Genomic DNA, 16,226 nt, shown 5'->3' on the forward strand with positions numbered 1-16,226 from the left:
GTTGGCCAAGGACGCAAAACAAGCCAACACGGCAGGCTATACCTTTGTCGACCACAAGTTCGACGTGGTGGTCGTCGGCGCCGGCGGCGCCGGCCTGCGCGCCACGCTCGGCATGGCCGAACAGGGCCTGCGCACCGCCTGCATCAGCAAGGTGTTCCCGACCCGCTCGCACACGGTGGCGGCGCAAGGCGGCATTGCCGCCTCGCTGTCCAACATGGGTCCCGATTCCTGGCAGTGGCACATGTACGACACCGTCAAGGGCTCGGACTGGCTGGGCGATGTCGATGCCATGGAATATCTGGTGCGCGAAGCGCCGGCCGCGGTCTACGAGCTCGAACATTACGGCGTGCCGTTCTCGCGCACTGAAGAGGGCAAGATCTACCAGCGGCCGTTCGGCGGCCACATGATGAATTACGGCGAAGGCCCGCCGGTGCAGCGCACCTGTGCCGCCGCCGACCGCACCGGGCACGCCATCCTGCACACGCTCTATGGCCAGTCGCTGAAGAACAACGCGCAGTTCTTCATCGAGTATTTCGCGCTCGACCTGATCATGGAGCCGGACGGCACCTGTACCGGCGTCGTCGCCTGGAACCTCGATGACGGCACCATCCACCGCTTCTCGGCCAAGATGGTGGTGCTGGCGACCGGCGGCTATGGCCGCACCTATTTCTCGGCCACCTCCGCGCACACCTGCACCGGCGACGGCGGCGGCATGGCCGCGCGGGCGGGGTTCCCGCTGCAGGATATGGAATTCGTGCAGTTCCACCCGACCGGCATCTATGGCGCCGGCTGCCTGATCACCGAGGGTGCGCGCGGCGAGGGCGGCTATCTCGTCAATTCCGAGGGCGAGCGCTTCATGGAGCGCTATGCGCCGTCAGCCAAGGACCTTGCCTCGCGCGATGTCGTCTCGCGCTGCATGACGCTGGAAATCCGCGAGGGTCGCGGCGTTGGCAAGAACAAAGACCACATCTTCCTGCATCTCGACCATCTTGATCCCGCCGTCCTGCATGAGCGGCTGCCGGGCATTTCGGAATCGGCCAAGATCTTTGCCGGTGTCGACCTGACCAAGGAGCCGATCCCGGTGCTGCCCACGGTCCACTACAATATGGGCGGCGTGCCGACCAATTACTGGGGCGAGGTGCTCAATCCGACGGCGTTCAATCCAGATCAGGTGTCGCCCGGATTGATGGCTGTCGGCGAAGCCGGCTGCGCCTCCGTGCATGGCGCCAATAGGCTCGGTTCGAATTCGCTGATCGATCTTGTGGTGTTCGGCCGCGCGGCCGCGATCCGCGCCGGCCAGGTCATCGACCGCAAGTCGGCGATCCCTTCGCCCAACGAAGCCTCGGTCGAAAAGATCATGGACCGCTTCGACCGGCTGCGCCACGCCAACGGCTCGACGCCGACGGCGGTGCTGCGTGAAAAGATGCAGAAGGCGATGCAGGAAGACGCAGCCGTATTCCGCACGCAGGAGTCCCTCGAAAACGGCTGCAAGCGCATTTCGCAGATCTGGGGCGAGTTGAAGGACATCAAAGTGTCCGACCGCTCGATGATCTGGAACTCCGATCTGGTCGAGACGCTGGAACTGGAAAACCTGATGGCCAATGCCATCACCACGGTCTACAGCGCCGAGGCGCGCAAGGAGAGCCGTGGCGCGCACGCACGCGAGGACTTTTCGGCGCGCGACGACGCGGTCTGGCGCAAGCATACGCTGGCCAGGCTGAGCGAAGACGGCAAGGTGGCCCTCTCCTACCGGCCAGTGCACACCGAGCCGCAGCTGGCTGAAAAGGACGGCGGCATCAGCCTCGCCAAGATCGCGCCCAAGGCCAGAGTGTATTGAGGATCGAACATGGTTGAACTCACGCTCCCCAAGAATTCGCAGATCAAGCCGGGGAAGACCTGGCCGAAGCCGGAGGGCGCCACCAATCTGCGGGAATACCGCATCTACCGCTGGTCGCCGGACGATGACGAGAACCCGCGCATCGACACCTATTTCGTCGACATGGACGATTGCGGGCCGATGGTGCTCGACGCGCTGCTGTGGATCAAGAACAAGATCGACCCGACGCTGGCCTTGCGGCGTTCCTGCCGCGAAGGCATTTGCGGCTCCTGCGCCATGAACATCGACGGTTCCAACACGCTCGCCTGCACCAAGGGCTGCGACGACATTTCCGGCGCGGTAAAAGTCTATCCGCTGCCGCATATGCAGGTGGTCAAGGACCTGGTGCCCGACCTCACCAATTTCTACGCCCAGCATGCGTCGATCCAACCCTGGCTGAAGACGGTGTCGCCGGAGCCGGCCAAGGAGTGGCTGCAGAGCCATGAGGACCGCGAGAAGCTCGACGGGCTCTACGAATGCATATTGTGCGCCTGCTGCTCGACCTCGTGCCCGAGCTATTGGTGGAACGGCGACCGTTATCTCGGCCCGGCAACGCTTCTGCAGGCATATCGCTGGCTGATCGATAGCCGCGACGAGGCCACCGGTGAGCGGCTCGACAACCTCGAAGACCCGTTCCGGCTCTATCGCTGCCATACCATCATGAACTGCGCCCAGACCTGCCCCAAGGGCCTCAACCCGGCCAAGGCGATCGCCGAGATCAAGAAGATGATGGTGGAGAGAAGGGTTTAGGAGGGGCCAAGGCAGTCTCGAAGACTTGGCTTGCTGGTCGAAAGAAGGGACTGACGCCGGATCCGTTGACGCTCAATGTGTAGCGAGCACCACCCAAAAGATGGTGCGAGCCGGGGATGGCAACCGACGGAGATGCACCAAGCACCCAAGCTGCTTGAGTAGAAGGGCTGGTGTAGCGACTGTCCGGCTCGCGTGTCGACACGTTATCAGTTCAGATGGCTCGGCAGTTCTCGCCGGCCGCGCCATGGTCCGTCTTGTTTGGCCTGCTCTGATCGGGTGGACAGCCGACCGCGCATGAATTGCCGGCGCACGCCGATCGCCTGATCGTTGTTTCCAAACATGCCGCTCGCCAAGGTCGAGGCTTTTTGACAGCCGTATATTAGCAGCACCTCAAGTAATGTGCGTGATTGTGCAGCATTACCTTAGTATAGTATTAAGTGGTTCTCGATATTCACTTTCGAGGTTGTCACTCGAGAGCAAAGTGATGCGCGGCTTCCCCGTGAGTGGGTATTCAGCATTCGGGTCATTGATCAGCGTCACAACAGTGGGATCGCTCACCTGGCTTGTGTCGTTGATCTATTTTCAGGAGAAGGGGCTGCTTGCGGCTCTCGGCCTGGGGGGATTGGTCGCGCTTCTCTTGTTTGACGGGCTCCGGGACAAGAGGGTGGATCAGCGAGAAAGCAGGTGGTTCAGGCTCTATTTTTCGCTCATTCCCTGCTTTCTTTTCCTTGTCTATGTCTATCTCGAAAGTGTTTTTGGCTATTTTGACTGGGGTGCGATGTTCATGCATGCCGGCGGCGGGATGCTCACGCCCGGTGTCGTTTTTGACTATTTGTGGAATACCGGAAGCACGATGCTGGTCATTCTAGTCGTTCTTTTCGGTCTCGGCGCCCTGAAGGCGCGCGGCACGCTGACGAGAGGATTGGATGTCGCTCTGATGGCGTTCTTCCTGGCGGCAAACCCGATGCTGACACGGCCGATCGCCGCCGCGATCCACCCCAACCCGCTGCAAGATTTCCTATCCAAGCGGTTCGTCGACATCACCTCTCTGACAGAGCCGGAGGCAGAAGAAGCGTCCGCCACCACCGCGCCAAGGAACCTCATTCATATTTTCATCGAGAGCGCCGAGCGCACCTACATGGACGAGGCGGAGTTCGGCGACGTCATGGGGCCGCTACTCGAATTCGACAGGCGGGGCGTTTCGGCGACCGACATGGTGCAACTTGCCTACACAAACAATTCCATCTCAGGGATGGTCGCTGCGAACTGCGGAACGCCGCTGCTGATGACGTTCTTCACGACGCGCCAGTACCTGGAGGAGAGTTCGCAGTTCCTGCCAGGCCTGACCTGCCTGGGCGATGTCCTGAAGGCGCGGGGCTATCAGCAGAGCTTTGTCACCGGTTGGCCACTCAGCTTCACAGGCCAGGGGACATTCTATTCCACCCATGGCTATTCATCGCTTTTTGGAGGACCCGAAGTCGTGGCTGCCGTCGCCGGGCGCGGCAGCGCTTTTGGCGCCGATGACGCCGAGGTTCTCGATTTGAGCCTTGACGTCTTGCGGCGCGCGCAACGGGACGGCAAACCGTTCTCGCTGACGATCGCCGTCAGTGGTGGGCATGCGATGGATGGCTACCTCGCCGACAAATGTATCGGCAAGACGGGACTGTCTCCACAAACCCCCAACATTCTTCATGCCGTGAAATGCACGAACATGCTCATCGCGGAGTTCATTCACAAAGCCGAGGCCGAAGGTCTGATGGCCAATACCGTCCTGGCGTTGCAAAGTGATCATCTCAGTGCGCCGAGCAAAGTGACGGATCGCCTGAACACGCATGAGCGACGCAACTTCTTTTCCCTGTCGGGGGATGGCGTTCCTGCCAAAACGCGCACCGGGCTTTCGGGCACGATTGACATATTTCCCACCATCCTGGACGCGCTGGGCGTGCCGCCCCCCAATGGCCAGGCTGCCTTTGGCGTCTCGCTGCTCGGGGATCGACCGACGCTGGCCCAGGAACTTGGACAGGCCCGGTTCGACGACGCGATCCATGCCGAGGATGTGCTGGCCAGATCATTCTGGCAGCCGAAACCGGAGCGGAAGGCTGCGGCGCCTGGGACTGATGCGCTTTAAGCTTTCGTCTTCATGCATGTCGTTCTCCCAGAAACCCGAGCCACTTTTGGGTGATATTGCATGCGTGCCGAAGCGCACCAGTGCATATGTCCCATGCCAGCGATCGCCCTGATGCGAGAAAAAGGACCGGAAGGTGTGACGCACCGCTGTATCCGTCGATCGAAAGTAGGAGACGTTTCGCGAACAGCTATGGTATCGGGAGCTTCGGGTATGAGAGAGCCATGAGCGAAGACCTTCCCATCCTTACTCCCGTCGAAGCCCGCGTGCTCGGCTGCCTGATCGAGAAGAAGGAGCTGACGCCGGATGTCTATCCGCTGACGCTCAACGCGGCACTGGCCGCCGCCAACCAGAAGACGGCGCGCGAGCCGGTGATGGCGCTGGAGCAGACCGAGGTGCACCGGGGGCTGAAGCTGCTCGAACAAAAGGGGCTGGTGCGGCAGATGTTCGGTTCGCGTGTCGAGCGCTACGAGCACCAGATGGCGCAGCGCTTCTCGCTGACCACGCCGCAGGCCGCTTTGATCGGCCTGCTGTTGCTGCGCGGGCCGCAGACGGCACATGAACTCCTGGCTCGCAGCGAGCGCATGGCGCGGTTCCCGTCGATCGAAGATCTGCGCACCGAGCTCGACATGCTGATCGGCCGGCGACCGCCGCTCATCCAGGAAATCCCGCGCGGACCAGGCCAGCGCGAGGACCGCTACGTTCATCTCCTCAGCGGCCCGGTGGACGTCGCAGCCCTTTCGGCACAGCGGAGTGCATCGGCCCTGCCTGCTTCCGACCTGGAGGTACGGTTGGAGGCGCTGGAGCAGGAAATCGCCGCACTGCGCGCCCGGCTGGACGCGCTGGGCGCGTAGATCCCGGCGCGCGCCCGGGCATTCGCGCCGGGTCTTCACGCCGGATGCAGCGTTCTCAGCCGAGCCTGGCGTCGAGCGATACGTTTATGGCGCCGAGCGCCTTCGACACCGGGCATCCGGCCTTGGCCTTTTCGGCCAGCTCGCCAAATTTCGCGGCATCGATGCCCGGGACCTTGCCGATCACGGTGAGGGCGCTGCCGGTGATGCCGGTGCCTGGAACCAGTGTCACCACGGCCTTGGCATCGAGTTCGGTGGCAGGCGTGCCGTTCTCGGCCAGGAAATGCGAGAACTGCATGGCAAAGCAGCCGGCATGCGCGGCGGCGATCAACTCTTCCGGGTTGGTGCCGGATTTGCCGCTCTCGTCCTCGAAGCGCGCCTTGAACGAATAGGGCGTGCCCTTCAGGGTTCCACTCTGGGTGTCGAGCGTGCCCGTGCCTTCTTTCAGATTGCCTTTCCAGACGGCGTTTGCGGTGCGGTCCATGAATTCCTCCTTATTACAGCGGTGGCGCCGGCCAGGCGGCGTTCCTCCCAACTATAGCGCGGGCGCGAGGGAAGGCCACCGCGCTGTTTGCGCGCGCATGCGGCGCCGGCGGGCCTCATCGAATTTTTTCAAAAAATGTGCGTGCAAAAATGTCGACTTGCATCGGCCCCGACCGTCCTGCGGGCGACCACGGATTCTCGTGGCGGATGGAGGTTCGGATGAACAATCTATTTTCTGCCCATTGGACAAGCACCGGCCGAACGGTTGATCCAGGGGAGAGCGACCCGCTGCATGTGCCGCCCTCCGGCTTCGGCCGGCTGCTTGCGGCAATTGCCATCATCGGCATTGCGGTCAGCCTTCTCGACCATGTCGCTGCCGCCAAGGACTCAACCGATACCGTGATCTATGGTTCGTCACAGCAAGGGAGCTGGAAATGAGATATGTCTGCCTGGTCTATGGCGAGGAAAAAGACCTCCATGTCATGACGCCGGAGCGTCTGGCCAAGCTCGATGCCGATTCGATGGCTCATGACCGGTCATTGGATCAGCGTGGGATGCTGATCGTCGCACAGGCGCTGCAATCGGTGAAGACGTCGAAGACGGTGCGGCGACGCCAGGGCAAGCGGCTGATCACCGACGGCCCGTTCGCCGAAACCAAGGAGCAGTTGCTCGGCTTCGTCATGATCGAGGCGGACAATCTCGACCAGGCGCTGGAGATCGCCGGCGAGATCCCGCTGGCCGAAATCGGCACCATCGAGGTGCGGGCGATCTACGATGTGCCGGGGTCATAGCCCCCGCCATGTGCTACAGCCACGCGGAACCAAGACATTCGACTGAACGATCGTTCTGGTTCTTTTTGTGCGCAACTTTTGCGCGTTGAAGCAAGGCGAGAGTTCTCCTATCGTCGCCAGGGTTCTTGGGGATTTCGACATGCCTTTCCTGATTGCTATCCTTGGCGTGATGGGCGCGGCGGCGTTCTGGTGGTACCGGATGAAGGCGATGAACGACGCGGCTCGCGAGGTTGCGGACGTTGTCGGGCGCGTGCAGGGCAACATCCGTCGCAAGAAGCTGCGCAAGCAGGCGGCGCTGTCGCCGCTGACGGCGATCGATGATCCGGTCGTCGCGGCGGCTACGCTGATCACATCAATCGTCTCCGAGGATGGGCCCATCCTGCCGCAGCGCGAGGCTGTCATCCGCGCGGTGATTTCCGAGATCGCCGACAAGAAGAAGACCGACGAGGCGGTGATCTATGCCAAATGGGCGGCGGCGCAGGTCGACGACACCACCGTCGTCATCGACAAGCTGGCGCCGTTCCTGCGCGAACGTCTCGATGTCGCCGAGCGAAACGACCTGCTGCAGATGGTCAACCGCGCCGCCCAGGGCGGCGAGAAACGCCTCGAAATATCCGACCAGAGGATATTGCGGCTGCGGCAGAAGCTGGGATTCGAGGTCAACTGAGCGATAGCGCTCAAATCGCCTCGCCCTTCAACAGCCTAGGCGTGCCGGCGGACAGGCCCGACGCCTGGCGGATGAAGAACTCCTTCAGGCGCGGCATACGTTCGACGAGGCCGAGGCCGATGTCGCGGACGGTGCGCAGCGGGCCGATATCGTTGGAAAACAGCCGGTTCAGCGCGTCCGTGGTGATGCCCATCTGCACCGTGTCGAAGCGGCGCCACTGCTGGTAGCGCTCGAGCACGTCGAGCGCGCCGATATCCTGGCCGAGCCGGTCGGCCTCGACGATCACCTCGGCAAGGGCTGCGACATCCTTGAAGCCGAGATTGAGGCCCTGGCCGGCGATCGGGTGGATGCCATGGGCGGCATCGCCGGCGAGCGCAACGCGGGGTGCTACGAAGGCGCGCGCAATGGTCAGGCCGAGCGGCCAGGCGCGCGGCTTGTCGGCGACGCGGATCTCGCCAAGCTTCAGGCCAAAACGCTGTTCGAGCTCGTGTTCGAAGAGGAGATCGTCACCGGCCACCAGCTTCTCGGCATCGGGCGTACGTTCGACCCAGACGATCGACGAGCGGTTGGTGCCGTCCTCGCCGGGTTTGAGCGGCAGTGTGGCGAAAGGCCCGGCCGGCAGGAAATGCTCTTCGGCGCGGCCATTGTGCGGGCGTTCATGCGCCACCGTGCAGACGATGCCGGACTGGCCATATTCCCACTTCACCGTCTTGATGCCGGCCATGTCGCGCAGCTTCGAGTTGACGCCGTCGGCGGCGACCAGCAGCCGGGCCTTCAGCGTCGCGCCGTCGGCGAGATGCACTGTGATGCCGGCGCCATTGGTCTCGAACCCCTGCACGGCGACGCCTTCGATGATGTCGATGTCTAGCTTTTCGGCACTGGCCCGCAAGGCGCCGTTCAGCACCTTGTTGGCGACCATATGCGCAAAAGGCTCGCCCGGCGCTACTTCGCCGTCGAAGGTGAGGAAGACCGGACGCACCGGATCGGCGGTGCGCGAATCGGTGATGATCATCTCGGTGATGGCCTGCGCCTGGGGTGCGATCTCGGCCCACACGCCGAGCTGTTCGAGCATGCGGCAGGCGGCGGCGGCAATGGCCGAGGCGCGGCCATCCCTTTGCCAGGCGCCTGCAGGCGCGGCATCGACGAGAGCGATGGCGAGGCCCGGTCGCGCCTGCTTCAGCGACACGGCGGCGGCCAAGCCGACATAGCCGGCGCCGGCGACCAGGACATCGAGCCCGGATCTTGTTTTCGCGTTAGCCCCGGTTTTCGTGTCCGCCTTGCGTTCCATCATCTTCGCTCCTGCGCGCCGGCCGGGTCTTGCGCCCTTGACTGCCTGTCCGTCCTGTCGGAAACCGCCATAACACTTCTGCGGCGAGGGCGCGAAATATGACGGCAGCCATGGACGAGCTTCTCGGCATTCTCGACCTCGAGAAGCTGGAACACAATCTGTATCGTGGTCGCAGCCCCTTGCTCGACTGGCAGCGCGTGTTCGGCGGCCAGACCATCGCCCAGGCGCTGGTGGCGGCGCAGCGGACAGTGGATCCCGATCGGTACGTGCATTCGCTGCACGGCTATTTCATGCGGCCCGGCGACACCAAGGTGCCGATCGTCTACGAGGTCGACCGTATTCGCGACGGCGGCTCCTTCACCACGCGGCGCGTGGTGGCGGTCCAGCATGGCCAGGCGATCTTTTCGCTCGAAGCCTCGTTCCAGCAGGACGAGGTCGGCCTGGAGCACCAGGTGCCGATGCCGCAGGACGTTCCGGGGCCGGACACATTGCTGTCGCAACGCGAATTGCTGGGCAAATTCGGCGAGGCAGTGCCCGATGGCATCAAACGCTACTGGGAGCGCGACCGGCCGATCGAGATGAAGCCGGTGATGCTGAAGCATTACACCAGCCGCGAAAAGCTGGAGCCGGAACAGAACATCTGGATCCGTACCACCGGTCCGGTGCCGGCGGACCGCGCCATCCAGGCGGCGGTGCTCGCCTATCTCTCCGACATGACGCTGCTCGACACCTCGACCTTCGCGCATGGCCGCGCTATTTTTGACCGCGATATCCAGGCGGCGAGCCTCGACCACGCCATGTGGTTCCATCGCAGCCATGCGCTCGACGACTGGATGCTCTACACGCAGGACAGCCCGTCGACACAGGGATCGCGCGGCTTCACGCGCGGGTCGCTGTTTGCCCGCGACGGCACGCTGATCGCCTCGGTTGCGCAGGAAGGGCTGATCCGGCTCAAGCGACCGCCTGCAGAGTAGGCATTTTTCAAAATTTGCCCAATTTTTAAGCAGATGCATCGCCGCAGCTGTGGGCAGGTTGCGTCGATGCGCTCCCTAACCTCTTTGTTTACAACGGGTTAACACCCTGCTTCGGCACTTGGCACGGAGCTTGAATCCTTGTGGCCACTCTCCGGCTCTTTGGGATCGGTGAAGGTGTGCAAACGCGGGGGACCGCAACAGCAAAGGGTGAAACCTTATGAAAATCGTGATGGCAATCATCAAGCCGTTCAAGCTCGACGAGGTACGCGAAGCGCTTACCGCCGTCGGCATCCAGGGCCTGACCGTCACCGAAGTCAAAGGCTACGGGCGTCAGAAAGGGCATACGGAGATCTATCGCGGGGCGGAATACGCGGTCAGCTTCCTGCCGAAGATCAAGATCGAAGTCGCCGTCAGTGCCGACATGGTCGACAAGGCCGTTGAAGCCATCACCGCCGCCGCCAAGACCGGCCAGATCGGCGACGGCAAGATCTTCGTTTTCGGCATCGATCAGGCGGTGCGCATCCGCACCGGCGAAACAGACACCGACGCGCTCTGAACGGCGATCACGTATTCCCAATGGAGAGTTCAATGAATATTCCTTCCACCTTGAAGACGACGGGACGAGCCGCCCTTTTGGGCTCGCTCGCTCTCGCAGCATTGGGCACGGTCGCCGCCTTCGCGCAGGAAGCGGCTCCTGCCGCGGCCGCCGCGGCGCCGGCTGCTGCCCCGACCCCGGTGCTCGACACCGGCAACACCGCCTGGATGCTGACCTCGACGGCCCTGGTGCTGATGATGACCATTCCGGGCCTGGCGCTGTTCTACGGCGGCATGGTGCGCAAGAAGAACGTGCTCGCCACCGTCATGCAGAGCTTCGCCATCACCTGTCTGGTGACGGTGCTGTGGTTCATGTTCGGCTATTCGCTGGCCTTCTCCGATGGCGGCGGCATGAACGCCTATCTCGGCGGCACCTCCAAGTTCTTCCATCACGGCATCACCACGGCCTCGCTGTGGCTGCCGGGCGTCGCCAACATTCCTGAATTCGTGTTCTCGATGTTCCAGATGACATTCGCCATCATCACGCCGGCGCTTATTGCCGGCGCCTTTGCCGAACGCATGAAGTTCTCGGCGCTGCTGATCTTCACGGCGTTGTGGCTGCTGGTCGTCTACGTGCCGGTCGCGCATTGGGTCTGGGGTGGCGGCTTCCTCGGATCGGCGGGCGTGCTCGACTTTGCCGGCGGTACGGTCGTTCACATCAACGCCGGTATCGCCGGTCTGGTCTGCGCGCTGGTTCTCGGCAAGCGCGAAGGCTACGGCACCACCAACATGGCGCCGCACAACCTGGTCTATTCGGTGATCGGCGCTTCGCTGCTGTGGGTTGGCTGGTTCGGCTTCAACGCCGGTTCGGAACTGGCAGCCGACGGTCTTGCGGGCGCTGCCATGCTCAACACCCAGGTTGCCACCGCCGCGGCGGCGCTGGCCTGGATGTTCGCCGAATGGATCGTCGCCAAGAAGCCTTCCGTGCTCGGCATCATCTCGGGTGCGGTTGCCGGCCTGGTCGCGGTGACGCCGGCTTCCGGCTTCGTCAACCCGACCGGCGCCTTCATCGTCGGCATCGTCGCCGGCGTCGTCTGCTACCTCTCGGCGGTCAAGGTCAAGCACATGTTCGGCTATGACGACTCGCTCGATGCCTTCGGCGTGCATGGCGTCGGAGGTATCATCGGCGCTCTGCTCACCGGCGTGCTCGCCGACCCGGCGATCAACAGCCTCGGCGCAGGTGCTTCGCTCGGCAAGCAGATCTACGGCGTTGCCGTCACTATCGTGTGGACGGGCATTGCCACCTTCGTGCTCCTCTACATCGTCAAGGCGCTGGTCGGCCTGCGTCCGACGACCCAGGAAGAGGTCGAAGGCCTCGACATCTCCCAGCATGGCGAAGTGGTGCCGTAAGGCCAGCTTGGCCAAGGGGCCGGCGGAACCCTCCTCCCGCCGGCCCCCTGTCTTCTGACGCAATTCCCAAGGGAAAAGCGCCAGCGCTTCTCCCGGGAAAACCGCTGCACAGTTTTCCTGGAATTGCTTTGAAAAGATCCCGTCGTGACGCTCCCGAAAGGAGTTCACGCATTGAGGCCCGGATCGCATCCGGGCCTCTTTTTTTGGCAAGCCGTTCCGGCAATGCCCGTCTTCGCGCAATCACGTTCGTGTGATCAAGCTTTTTGAGGAAACAACAACCGCTCTGGTTCCGAACCGTGGGGACGATCGTCGTTCTGACGCTCGTGCCAAACAACAGGGAAGGAAACCATCTCATGAACCTCAAGAACATCTGTCTGGGAGCGCTTGCTCTTTCCATGATCGGCGGCGTGGCTTTTGCCGGTGCTCTGGATGAGCCCGACAACATGGCGCCGTTCTTCACGGATTCCGGCATGAAAACCATGAAGCCGATGGCTGACTTCAAGGCAGCTTTCATGGCCATGCCGATGGAAAAGCAGGAAGCGATGAAGAAGGAATGCCAGGATGCGGCGATGAGCAAGCCGCATGCGGAATTCTGCGCCAATGTGCAGGCGCTCGGCGGCGCCAACTGATTTGCCGCGATCGGGCCGAGGCCCGATCTTTGTTCCAGACGACCAATGGCGGGCTCGCAGGCCCGCCATTGTTTCGTCCGATGGAAGCTCCCATCGGCCCATCGTCCATCATTGCCTCATACGGCTCAACCGGCGGTAAGAGGTTTGAGCGTCTCAACCTCTTATAGTTAATGCGCCCTTAACCTTCCCACCGATAGTCTGAGACCCGAATCTGCCGGAGTGCGCCACGCACCCGGCGAGACCATGACAGACGGGGAAGAGCATGCGTTCAGGGGCTTCAGCACCGCTCGCGCTGGCCGATACGGGGCACGGCATCCAGGCGTTCGCGCGGCGTCAGGTCGGGCGGCTGGTTGGCGTCGGCCTGTTCGCCCTGGCCGCCTTTGGCGTTGCCAGCCTTGCCACCTGGAATGTCGCCGATCCGAGTTTTTCCCACGCGACGAACAACACCGTCACCAACGCCATGGGCTATGCGGGTGCCGTGTTCTCCGACCTCGCCATGCAGTTCTTCGGCCTCGCCGCCGTCGCCGCCCTGGTTCCGACGGTCATCTGGGGATTCCTGCTGTTTTCCGCACGCGGCGTCGACCGGCTGCCCAAACGCGGGCTGTCCTGGTTCGGCTTCGCTCTGCTGGCCGCGGCGATGGTCGGCTGCGTGGTGCCGCCCAAGACCTGGCCGCTGCCCACCGGCCTCGGCGGTGTGTTTGGCGACATGGTGCTGAAGATCCCCGGCGTCGTCATCGGCGGCTATCCGACCGGGCTGATCGCCAGCATCATCGCCATCCTGCTGTCGGCGCCCGCATTGTGGCTCTTCGCCCATGGCTCGGCGCTGATCGGACGCAAGAACGGCTTCGCCGTGATGGAGGACGAGCCCGCTGCCGATTCGCGCGAGGACGACCTGTTGTTCGACAATGACGAGGACGAAGGCGACGAGGGCATCCTGGCGCTCGGCGCCATCACCCATTGGTGGCTGTCGCTGCGCGCGTGGATGCACCGCCGCGCCGTGCGCCGCAGGCAGGAGCGGGACGAATACGAGCCGGAGATGGAGCAGCGCTCCACCGCCTGGCGCCGCGCCGCCGAGCGGGTCGAATCGGCCGAATTCGCCGAGCAGCGGATGAGCCAGGATGGCCGTGCCCGCGTCGAGCCCGAATTCTTCGCCGCCATGGTCAATGACCGCAGCGCCTCGCTCGACCCCGACGATGCCGACATCTTCGACGACCGCTTCGACAATGCGGGCGAGGATGCCGATTTCGACGATGAACCTGCCGTGCAACGCCGCGGCGCGCCGACCGCCAAGGTGCAGCCGTTCCGTTCCGACGCAGCCACCCGCGTCGAGGCGCCGGCGGCGCGCCCCGTGCCCGGCGCCCGCGTGCAGCGCGAGGCGCAGACATCGCTGATCGGTTCCGAAAAATTCGAAATGCCGTCGCTGCATTTCCTCTCCGAGCCGAAGAACGTGGTGCGCGACGCCAGCCTGTCCAAGGACGCGCTGGAACAGAACGCCCGCCTGCTCGAAGGCGTGCTGGAGGATTTCGGCGTCAAGGGCGAGATCATTGCCGTCCGTCCGGGTCCGGTGGTCACCCTCTATGAACTCGAACCGGCGCCCGGCATCAAATCGTCGCGGGTCATCGGCCTGTCCGATGACATCGCCCGCTCGATGAGCGCCATCGCTTGCCGCGTCGCGGTGGTGCCAGGCCGCAACGCCATCGGCATCGAACTGCCGAACGCCAAGCGCGAAACCGTCTATCTCAGAGAGATTCTGGCCAGCCGCGACTTCGAGACCACGAAGGCCAAGCTGGCGCTGGCGCTGGGCAAGACCATCAATGGCGAGGCTGTCATCGTCGACATCGCCAAGATGCCGCACGTGCTGGTCGCCGGCACCACCGGCTCGGGCAAATCGGTCGCCATCAACACCATGATCCTGTCGCTGCTCTACCGGCTGACGCCACAGGACTGCCGGCTGATCATGATCGATCCGAAGATGCTGGAACTCTCGGTCTATGACGGCATACCGCATCTGCTCACGCCCGTCGTCACCGATCCGAAAAAGGCGGTGGTGGCGCTGAAATGGACCGTGCGCGAGATGGAGGACCGCTACCGCAAGATGTCCAAGGTCGGCGTGCGCAACATCGACGGCTTCAACGCCCGCGTCAGCCAGGCGGACAAGAAGGGCGAAAAAATCTCGCGCACCGTGCAGACCGGCTTCGACCGTCAGACCGGCGAGGCGATCTACGAGACCGAGAACCTCGATCTCGAGCCGATGCCCTATATCGTCGTCATCATCGACGAGATGGCCGACCTGATGATGGTCGCCGGCAAGGACATCGAAGGTGCCGTGCAGCGCCTGGCGCAGATGGCGCGCGCCGCCGGCATCCACGTCATCATGGCAACGCAGCGGCCGTCGGTCGACGTCATCACCGGCACCATCAAGGCCAATTTCCCGACCCGCATCTCCTTCCAGGTGACGTCCAAGATCGACAGCCGCACCATTCTGGGCGAGCAGGGCGCCGAGCAGCTGCTCGGCATGGGCGACATGCTCTACATGGCCGGCGGCGGCCGTATCCAGCGCGTGCACGGCCCGTTCGTCGCCGATGAAGAGGTCGAGAAGATCGTCGCGCATCTGAAGCTGCAGGGCGTGCCGGAATATCTCGACGCCATCACCGAGGATGACGGCGAGGACGACGACGAGCCGTCGGGCAAGGGTGGTTCCGGCGGCGGTGGCGGCAACAGCAATTTCGAGGATTCCGACGATCCTTACGACCAGGCGGTTTCCGTGGTGCTGCGCGATGGCAAGGCCTCGACCAGCTATATCCAGCGTCGGCTGGGCATCGGCTACAACCGCGCCGCCTCGATCATCGAGAAGATGGAGAAGGAAGGTATCGTCGGCCCGGCCAACCATGCCGGCAAGCGCGAAATCCTGGTGCCGACCGAAGAGGACAAGTTCTGACCAGAAAGCCTGACCCTTGTGACATTCCGGTCCGGCAACCTTGAACCTTTCAAGGCGTTGAGGCGACGGAGGGACGCCCGACCCGCCAAATTTCAGCCTAACTGGGGGTCCAAGCACAGAACAACTCAGGAATTGGATGAGAGTGACCGACATGAAAAACGATCTTTCAGCGCTCAGCACATTTGCTCCCTCCCGGCGTCAGTTGCTGGGCCTCGGCCTGGCGTTTGCAGGGGCGGCAGCCTTCAACGCGGTGCCCGGCTTCCAGGTGCTGGCTTCGGCGCAGGCGGCTGTGCCGGCCGCCGCACAGAAGATCGCCGACCACTTTTCCTCGGTCAAATCGATGAGCGGCGAATTCGTGCAGTTCGGCCCCAAGGGAGAGCAGACCGGCGGCAAGTTCTTCCTTGAACGGCCGGGCAAGATCCGCTTCAACTATGACGGCTCTTCGAATTTCCGGGTGATTTCAGACGGCAAGTCGGTGGTCATCCTGAACAAGAGGCTCAACACGTCCGATCTCTATCCGTTGTCGAAGACGCCTCTGAAGCTGCTGCTCGACACCAGGATCGACCTCTCCGGCGACCGCGTCAAAAGCGTCAAGCAGGAGGATGACCTCACCACCATCCAGCTCGCCGACAAATCGGTGTTCGGCAATTCGAAAATCACGATGATGTTCGATCCGAAAACCTTCGATTTGCGGCAGTGGACGATCACCGACGCGCAGGGCAAGGATACGACGGTGATGATCTTCAACACCAAGGAAGGCGTCAGCTTTGCGCCGGATACTTTCGCCATCGACTATACGGCGAACCGCGAGCTCAACACCAACAAGGCGCGCTAGAGTATCCGTCTTGGTCAAGGCATCTGAGGTGACCATTTGCGGTCGTCCCTGATGAGAGCGTTTGCGAGAATGAGG

15 protein-coding genes are annotated in these 16,226 nt (G+C 62.9%); 13 read left to right on the forward strand and 2 right to left on the reverse strand.

The annotated features are described in order from the left end of the window. The first annotated feature begins 1 nt into the window (after nucleotide 1). The 4 genes from sdhA to LB558_RS11510 all read left to right on the forward strand — a co-directional run bounded on the left by sdhA (nucleotide 2) and on the right by LB558_RS11510 (nucleotide 5,605). Nucleotides 2-1,837, forward strand: a complete 1,836-nt coding sequence (gene sdhA, locus LB558_RS11495; RefSeq protein WP_224697654.1) for a succinate dehydrogenase flavoprotein subunit — start codon at nucleotides 2-4, stop codon at nucleotides 1,835-1,837. Nucleotides 1,838-1,846: 9 nt separating this feature from the next. Then, nucleotides 1,847-2,626 (forward strand): succinate dehydrogenase iron-sulfur subunit, encoded by a 780-nt coding sequence (locus tag LB558_RS11500; RefSeq protein ID WP_224697655.1) that lies wholly within the window; start codon nucleotides 1,847-1,849, stop codon nucleotides 2,624-2,626. Between the two features lie 526 nt (nucleotides 2,627-3,152). Further along, nucleotides 3,153-4,754 (forward strand): sulfatase-like hydrolase/transferase, encoded by a 1,602-nt coding sequence (locus LB558_RS11505; protein ID WP_224697656.1) that lies wholly within the window; start codon nucleotides 3,153-3,155, stop codon nucleotides 4,752-4,754. 221 nt (nucleotides 4,755-4,975) lie between these two features. Further along, the gene (locus LB558_RS11510) at nucleotides 4,976-5,605 is read left to right on the forward strand and encodes a YceH family protein (protein ID WP_224697657.1); all 630 of its coding nucleotides are present in this window, start codon (nucleotides 4,976-4,978) and stop codon (nucleotides 5,603-5,605) included. A 55-nt stretch (nucleotides 5,606-5,660) separates the two neighbouring features. On the opposite strand, the gene LB558_RS11515 is transcribed toward LB558_RS11510, so the two are convergent. After that, on the reverse strand, nucleotides 5,661-6,086 hold the full coding sequence (locus LB558_RS11515) for an OsmC family protein (RefSeq protein ID WP_224697658.1): 426 nt from the start codon (nucleotides 6,084-6,086) through the stop codon (nucleotides 5,661-5,663). Between the two features lie 218 nt (nucleotides 6,087-6,304). On the opposite strand from LB558_RS11515, the gene LB558_RS11520 reads away from it, so the two are divergent. The 3 genes from LB558_RS11520 to LB558_RS11530 all read left to right on the forward strand — a co-directional run bounded on the left by LB558_RS11520 (nucleotide 6,305) and on the right by LB558_RS11530 (nucleotide 7,543). Further along, entirely contained in the window at nucleotides 6,305-6,523 is a 219-nt protein-coding gene (locus LB558_RS11520; protein ID WP_224697659.1) for a hypothetical protein, read from the forward strand. Continuing rightward, a complete protein-coding gene (locus LB558_RS11525; protein WP_224697660.1) occupies nucleotides 6,520-6,876 on the forward strand; it encodes a YciI family protein in 357 nt (118 codons plus the stop codon). Before LB558_RS11520 ends, LB558_RS11525 begins: the two co-directional genes overlap by 4 nt. Nucleotides 6,877-7,015: 139 nt before the next feature. After that, nucleotides 7,016-7,543, forward strand: a complete 528-nt coding sequence (locus LB558_RS11530) for a hypothetical protein (protein ID WP_024504998.1) — start codon at nucleotides 7,016-7,018, stop codon at nucleotides 7,541-7,543. A 10-nt stretch (nucleotides 7,544-7,553) separates the two neighbouring features. Here LB558_RS11530 and LB558_RS11535 read toward each other — a convergent pair whose 3' ends face one another. Further along, nucleotides 7,554-8,831 (reverse strand): ubiquinone biosynthesis hydroxylase, encoded by a 1,278-nt coding sequence (locus tag LB558_RS11535; protein WP_224697679.1) that lies wholly within the window; start codon nucleotides 8,829-8,831, stop codon nucleotides 7,554-7,556. 98 nt (nucleotides 8,832-8,929) lie between these two features. Between LB558_RS11535 and tesB the strand changes: the two genes are divergently transcribed. The 6 genes from tesB to LB558_RS11565 all read left to right on the forward strand — a co-directional run bounded on the left by tesB (nucleotide 8,930) and on the right by LB558_RS11565 (nucleotide 16,151). Next, nucleotides 8,930-9,805, forward strand: a complete 876-nt coding sequence (tesB, locus tag LB558_RS11540; protein WP_224697661.1) for an acyl-CoA thioesterase II — start codon at nucleotides 8,930-8,932, stop codon at nucleotides 9,803-9,805. 217 nt (nucleotides 9,806-10,022) lie between these two features. Further along, complete coding sequence (locus tag LB558_RS11545; RefSeq protein WP_013528889.1) at nucleotides 10,023-10,361, forward strand: P-II family nitrogen regulator; 339 nt, start codon at nucleotides 10,023-10,025, stop codon at nucleotides 10,359-10,361. A gap of 32 nt (nucleotides 10,362-10,393) precedes the next feature. Further along, nucleotides 10,394-11,749, forward strand: a complete 1,356-nt coding sequence (locus tag LB558_RS11550; RefSeq protein ID WP_412033461.1) for an ammonium transporter — start codon at nucleotides 10,394-10,396, stop codon at nucleotides 11,747-11,749. 353 nt (nucleotides 11,750-12,102) lie between these two features. Next, nucleotides 12,103-12,378 (forward strand): hypothetical protein, encoded by a 276-nt coding sequence (locus LB558_RS11555; protein WP_224697662.1) that lies wholly within the window; start codon nucleotides 12,103-12,105, stop codon nucleotides 12,376-12,378. Nucleotides 12,379-12,640: 262 nt separating this feature from the next. Then, entirely contained in the window at nucleotides 12,641-15,316 is a 2,676-nt protein-coding gene (locus LB558_RS11560; RefSeq protein ID WP_224697663.1) for a DNA translocase FtsK, read from the forward strand. A gap of 151 nt (nucleotides 15,317-15,467) precedes the next feature. Beyond that, nucleotides 15,468-16,151 (forward strand): outer-membrane lipoprotein carrier protein LolA, encoded by a 684-nt coding sequence (locus LB558_RS11565; RefSeq protein ID WP_127260135.1) that lies wholly within the window; start codon nucleotides 15,468-15,470, stop codon nucleotides 16,149-16,151. Nucleotides 16,152-16,226: the final 75 nt, after the last annotated feature.

It is taken from the genome of Mesorhizobium sp. CO1-1-8, from assembly GCF_020164875.1.
GTDB lineage: Bacteria > Pseudomonadota > Alphaproteobacteria > Rhizobiales > Rhizobiaceae > Mesorhizobium.